The organism is Amycolatopsis sp. NPDC051071 (genome assembly GCF_040682875.1).
Taxonomy (GTDB): Bacteria; Actinomycetota; Actinomycetes; order Mycobacteriales; family Pseudonocardiaceae; genus Amycolatopsis.
The window spans coordinates 1-6,360 of record NZ_JBFBBY010000276.1 but is presented as its reverse complement, the minus strand read 5'-3'; the positions used below and the strand labels follow the sequence as shown (position 1 = coordinate 6,360).

The 6,360-nt window shown below is 68.0% G+C and carries 5 protein-coding genes; 2 read left to right on the top strand and 3 right to left on the bottom strand.

Annotated features, from left to right (window positions below; translation table 11 throughout):
* Window positions 1-364: 364 nt before the first annotated feature.
* From AB0M65_RS39815 to AB0M65_RS39805, 3 genes are read right to left on the bottom strand one after another with little or no spacing between them, the layout of a single operon-like run.
* Window positions 365-1,369, bottom strand: coding sequence for a PHP domain-containing protein (locus AB0M65_RS39815; RefSeq protein WP_364040481.1), 1,005 nt, complete (start codon window positions 1,367-1,369; stop codon window positions 365-367).
* Between the two features lie 18 nt (window positions 1,370-1,387).
* Window positions 1,388-1,891: a metallophosphoesterase gene (locus AB0M65_RS39810; RefSeq protein ID WP_364040478.1), complete on the bottom strand. Its 504-nt coding sequence runs from the start codon at window positions 1,889-1,891 to the stop codon at window positions 1,388-1,390.
* A complete protein-coding gene (locus AB0M65_RS39805) occupies window positions 1,891-2,550 on the bottom strand; it encodes a GntR family transcriptional regulator (protein WP_364040475.1) in 660 nt (219 codons plus the stop codon). The genes AB0M65_RS39810 and AB0M65_RS39805 overlap by 1 nt, the downstream gene beginning before the upstream one ends.
* Window positions 2,551-2,585: 35 nt before the next feature.
* Here AB0M65_RS39805 and araD point away from each other — a divergent pair, with 35 nt between their 5' ends.
* Entirely contained in the window at window positions 2,586-4,304 is a 1,719-nt protein-coding gene (araD, locus tag AB0M65_RS39800) for an L-arabinonate dehydratase (RefSeq protein WP_364040473.1), read from the top strand.
* 150 nt (window positions 4,305-4,454) lie between these two features.
* Entirely contained in the window at window positions 4,455-6,257 is a 1,803-nt protein-coding gene (locus AB0M65_RS39795; protein ID WP_364040470.1) for a VanW family protein, read from the top strand.
* Window positions 6,258-6,360 lie beyond the last annotated feature (103 nt).

The following is a 6,360-nucleotide window of genomic DNA, read 5'->3' as shown; positions in this document are numbered from 1 at the left end:
TTGAACGCGTTCTCGATCACCTTCAGTGACCGCTGGCCGGGAGCTGAGACCTACTGACAACCACGGCCGGAAACACCGTTCGCGTTACAGTCCCTTCGCACACCCCCGGAACCCCTGGATCCCACGTGCTCGAAGACGGAACACGCGTGCCTGAAAGCGGGACTCGCGTGCTCGAAGACCGAACATGCGTGCTTGAAGGCGTGACTCGCGTGCTTGAAGGCGTGACTCGCGTGCCTGAAGACCGAACACGCGTGCTTGAAGACGGAACTCGCGTGCCTGAAGGCGGAACACGCGTGCCTGAAGGCAGAACACGCGTGCTTGAAGGCGGAACACGCGAAATCGCCAGTTCCGAGTGCGTGCCGCTCTAGCGGGGCCGGGCCGAGGCCAGGAGGTCTTCGGCGGTCCGCGTGTTGATCACCCGGTCCGGCTCGATCCCCAGTTCGGTGGCCCGCGCGCAGCCGTAGACCAGCCAGTCCAGTTGTCCCGGCGCGTGCGCGTCGCTGTCGATCGCGAAGTCGCAGCCCAGGTCCACGGCCAGGTTCAGCAGCCGGGTCGGCGGGTCCCGGCGTTCGGGGCGCGCGTTGATCTCGACGGCGACGCCGTTCTCCCGGCAAGCGGTGAACACGGCCTCGGCGTCGAATTCCGACTCTGGCCGCTTCCCACGCGCCCCCATCACCAGCCGCCCGGTGCAATGCCCCAGCACCCGGACGCGCGGATGCCGCACCGCGGCGATCATCCGGGGCGTCATCTCCCTCGCGGGCATCCGGAGTTTCGAATGCACACTCGCGACGACGAAGTCCAGTTGCTCCAGCAGGTCTTCCTCTTGGTCCAGTGTCCCGTCGAGATGGATGTCGACCTCGATGCCGTGCAGGATCCGGAACGGCGCCATCGTCTCGTTCAGCTCGGCGACGACGTCCATCTGCCGCCGCAGCCGCTCGGGCGAGAGGCCGTTGGCGACGGTCAGCCGGGGCGAGTGGTCGGTCAGGACCATCCATTCGTGTCCCAGCGCGCGAGCGGCCTCGGCCATCTCGTCGATCGGGCTTCCGCCGTCTGACCAGTCCGAATGGGTGTGGCAGTCACCGCGCAACGCCGCCCGCATCGGGCCGCCGTCGGGCAGTTTCGGCTCGCCGAGCTTCTCGAAGTACGCGGGACGACGTCCGGCGAGGACGTCTTCGACGACGGCCGCGGTCGCCTTGCCGATATTCGGCAACGCGGTCAACGTTCCGGCTTCGGCGCGTTTGCGCAGGTCATCCGGCTTGACCTTGGCGATCACCGAGGCCGCCTGCCGGAAGGCCCGCACCCGGTAACTCGGCTCACCCGCGCGCTCCAGCCGGAACGCGATCTCCCTCAACGCCTGCGCCGGTTCCATGGCTACCTGTCTACCCCGTCAGCGGCGTAAGGGCAGCTCATGCAGAGCGACCTCGCGCAATTCGCCGTCGAGGAGCTCGGCGGTCTGATATGTGCAGAACGGCTGACGGCGCCGGTCGGTCGGCGAGCCGGGGTTCAGCAGCCGTAGCCCCTTCGGTGTGACCGTGTCCCACGGGATATGGCTGTGCCCGAACACGAGGACGTCGGTGTCGGGGAAGAGATCGTCGCAGCGACGCTCGCGCCCCTGCTTGCCGCCGGTTTCGTGGATGACCGCCAGGCGGACACCGTCGAGTTCGGCCCGCGCGATCTCGGGGAGCCGCGCCCGCAGCTCCGCGCCGTCGTTGTTGCCGTAGACCCCGATGAGCCGCTTGCTCCGGACCTCGAGTTCGTCCAGCAGAGCGACCTCGACCCAGTCGCCGGCGTGGACGACGACGTCCGCCGCTTCGACTTCGCGCCAGATCCGATCCGGCAGCGCCTTCGCACGCAGCGGCAGATGCGTGTCGGCGATGAGCAGCAGGCGCATCACTGGTCCCCGATGGCCCCGAGGATCCGGTCCAGGAAGTCCCCGATATGCGCGCGCAGCAGGACGGCCGCGCCGTCGGCGTCACCCTTCTTCGCCGCGGCCAGTACCGCCTTGTGCTCGTTCCATTCCTTGCGCCAGCTGGGATTCGTCTCCCAGCCGACCACACTGATCAGCGCGGCGCGGTCCTTGAGGTCGTCCAGCATCGAAACCATCAGCGGGTTGCCGCAGCCGCTGTAGAGCGCGCGGTGAAAGCGACGGTTCAGCAGGCTGAGCGTGGCCTGGTCCTTGTCCGAGATCGCCGCCGACGCCTCCTTCAGTGCCTCGGCGGCGTCTTCGAGCAGGTCCGGCGAACGGCGTTCCACCGACCGACGCACGGCTTCGGGTTCCAGGACCCTGCGAACGTCGTAAACCGACTTCGCCAGTTCCGCGTCCACCACGCACACCGACGCGCCCTTGTACGGGCTGAACGTCACGAGCCCCGAGTTCGACAGCACCTTGAGCGCCTCGCGGACCGGCGTCTTCGACACCCCGAGCCGCGCCGCGAGTTCGGCCTCCACCAGCGGCTGGCCGGGCTTCAGCTCGCGGGTGAGGATGCCACGGCGGATCTCCTCGAGCACCACTTCGGTGCGTGAGGCGGGTAGGCTGAACGTCGATGACATGGGGTAATCATATATGAGATGCCATACTGACGGTCATGAAAACCCCCGAGGAGCTCCGCAGCCACCGCTGGTTCGGCGGCGACGAGCTGCGTGGGTTCAGCCACCGGGCCCGGAGCAGGCAGCTCGGCTACAACCCGGAGGAGCACCTCGGGAAGCCCGTCATCGCGATCCTCAACACCTGGAGCGACATCAACCCCTGCCATATGCATTTGCGCGAACGCGCGGAGCAGGTCAAGCGCGGGGTGTGGCAGGCGGGCGGTTTCCCGCTGGAGTTCCCGGTCGCGACACTGTCGGAGACCTTCCAGAAGCCGACGCCGATGCTCTACCGCAACCTGCTTTCGATGGAGACCGAAGAAATCCTGCGGTCCTATCCGATCGACGGCGCCGTCCTCATGGGTGGCTGCGACAAGACCACGCCGGCGTTGCTGATGGGCGCGGCGAGCGCGGGCCTGCCCGTCATCTTCGTGCCCGCCGGGCCGATGCTGCGCGGGCATTGGCGGAACGAGGTGCTCGGCAGCGGTACCGACATGTGGAAGTACTGGGACGACAAACGGGCCGGGCTGATCGGCGACGAGGAACTGTCCGAAATGGAGTGTGGGCTCGCCCGCTCCCCCGGTACCTGCATGACGATGGGCACCGCCTCGACGATGATGTCGGTCGCCGAAGTACTCGGGCTGACGCTGCCCGGCGCGGCGTCGATCCCCGCCGTCGATTCGGCGCACCACCGGATGGCCGCGGCGAGCGGCGCGCGCGTCGTCGACATGGTGTGGGAGGACCTCACCATCACGAAGATCCTGGACGAACGCGCGTACGCCGACGCGATCACCACCGTGCTCGCGCTCGGCGGCTCCACCAACGCTGTCATCCATTTGATCGCGATGGCCGGACGCGGGCAGATCCCCTTGTCCATCAACGATTTCGACACGATCGCGCGCCGGGTCCCGGTACTGGCGAACCTCCGGCCGGGCGGCGACTGGCTGATGGAGGACTTCTACTACGCGGGTGGCCTGCCGGGCCTGCTCTCCCGGCTGACCGACCTGCTGCACACCGATCGCGTCACCGTCACCGGCAGAACCCTCGGCGAAACACTGGAAACCGCGCGGGTACACAACGACGACGTCATCCGCACGCGGGAAAACCCGGTCGCCGCCGAAGGAAGTGTCGCGGTACTGCGCGGCAATCTGGCGCCGTCGGGCGCGGTGATCAAGCACATCGCGGCGGAAGCCCGGCTGCTCACCCACACCGGTCCCGCCGTGGTGTTCGACGACTACCAGGACCTGAAGAAGCGGATCAACGATCCGGCGCTGGGCATCACCGAGGATTCCGTGCTGGTGCTGCGTGGTTCCGGTCCGCTCGGTGGCCCCGGCATGCCGGAATACGGCATGCTGCCGATCCCCGATCACCTGCTGGCCAAGGGAATCCGCGACATGGTCCGGGTCTCCGACGCCAGGATGAGCGGCACCGGTTACGGCGCCTGCGTCCTGCACGTCGCGCCGGAATCCCACGTCGGCGGGCCGCTCGCCCTGGTCCGCGACGGCGATCCGATCACTTTGGACGTTCCTTCGCGACGGCTCAGTCTCGACGTCGACGATGCGGAACTGCGGCACCGCCGGGCACAGTGGACACCACCCGCCCCGCACTACGAACGGGGTTACGGCGCGTTGTACGCCGAACACATCACGCAAGCGGACGAGGGCTGTGACTTCGACTTTCTCGCGAGAGTGGGTGAAAACCCGGAACCCGACGCCCAGTGACCACCCAACGGAGTGACCCGCTCACCCGACCGGGCGAGTTGCACGGCCACAAAACGCGCCACGTATCTTGAACCTACGTCCGGAACGCGTGGAAGGCCCGGATGTTCGAGCACGACGTCCGGCGCCCACCGGACCGTGGAGGGTGGAGAGTTGCCGCAGGAACCGCGCTGGCCCGAGTCCCATGCCGAGCAGACGGACATTCTCCCGGTCGTCACGCCCGGGTTCGCCGAGTCAGCCACGCCTCAGGAGCCCGCGCCACCGAAGCGCCGTCGCAGTTACCGCAAGGCCGCCTTCATCGGCGGCGGCGTGTTCGGCCTGCTGGTCGTCGCGTACGCCCTCGACGTGCTGGTCTCACAGGGCAGCGTCCCCCGCGGCGTCACCGTCGCCGGAGTGGACGTCGGCGGGATGGACCGCACCGCGGCCGAGAAGGAGCTCAAGGGCAAGATCGAGCCGCGCCTGACCCGGCCGGTGAAGGTCGTCGCGGGTGACGCCGAGGAGTCGCTGGCCCCGAACACGGCGGGCCTGCGCCTCGACTGGCCCGCCACCCTCGACCAGGCGGGCGACCAGCCGCTGAACCCGTTCACGCGGATCGGGTCGTTCTTCTCCACCACCGAGGTCGGCGTCGTCACGCACACCGAGGACGAGAAGCTCGGCTCCGCGCTGGAGGGCCTCCGCGACAAGATCGACCGTGAGCCGGTCGAGGGCACCATCCGCTTCGAAGAGGCCAAGCCGGTCGCCGTCGAGCCGAAGACCGGGCAGAAGCTCGACGTCGAAGCCGCCAAGAAGACCATCCTCGACCACTGGGCCTCCGGCGAGGCACTCACGCTCGCCGTCACCCAGACCCCGGTCAAGGTCTCGCCCGAGGCCGTCAACACCGCCCTCGAACAGATCGCCAAGCCCGCCGTCGCGGCGCCGCTGGTGATCAAGGGCGAGGGCAAGGACGCGATCGTCAAACCCGGCGCCATCGCGGGCGCACTCACCTTCGAGCCCGCCGACGGCGGCGTGCTGAACCCGAAGGTGGACAACAACAAGATCATCGAGGCCGCCGGTCCGCAGCTGAAGTCCACCGAGAAGGAGGGCAAGGACGCGCAGATCGTCTTCGAAGGCGGCAAGCCGACCGTCCAGCCCTCCGAGGACGCCAACGTCGTCGACTGGGAGCCGAGCCTCAAACCGGTGCTCGACGTCCTCAAGCTCACCGGCGCTCGCGAGCTGCCGGTGACCTACAAGAAGACCCCGGCGAAGGTGACCACCGAGCAGGCGAACCAGCTCGGCATCAAGGAGGTCGTCAGCGAGTTCAAGACCGCGGGCTTCGCCGCGGACTCGGGGACGAACATCCGGGTGGTGGCGCAGAAGGTCAACGGCGCCATCGTCAAACCGAACGAGACGTTCAGCCTCAACGGGTTCACCGGGCCGCGCGGCGCCGCGCAGGGCTACGTCGAGGCCGGTGTCATCAAGGACGGCGCACCCGGCCGCGAGATCGGCGGCGGGATCTCGCAGTTCGCGACCACGCTGTACAACGCCTCGTACTTCGCCGGGATGAAGGACACCGAGCACAAGGAACACAGCTACTACATCAGCCGGTACCCCGCCGCGCGCGAGGCGACCGTGTTCCAGAACCACGGCGGCGGCAGTGTGATCGACCTGAAGTTCACCAACGACGGTGACACCGGCGTCGCGATCCAGACCATCTGGTCGCCGTCGGACATCACGATCCGGCTGTGGGGCACCAAGAAGTACACCGTCGAGTCGATCCCCGGCGGCCGCACCAACCCGTCCGATCCGCCGACGAAGCCCGGCCCCGCCGAGAACTGCAAGCCCAGCAACGGCGCTCCCGGCTTCACCACGTCGGACACCCGGGTCATCAAGGACGCCGCGACCGGCCGCGAGGTCCGGCGCCACACCCGGAACGTGCACTACAACCCGCAGCCGAAGATCACCTGCGGTACGGAGTAGGCCGCTTATTGCGGCCGTCGCAAGGACGTCATCATCATGGGTGGCAGGAATCTGTACCCGACCGACATCGAACGGGCGGCGACGTCGGTCGAAGGTGTCCGGG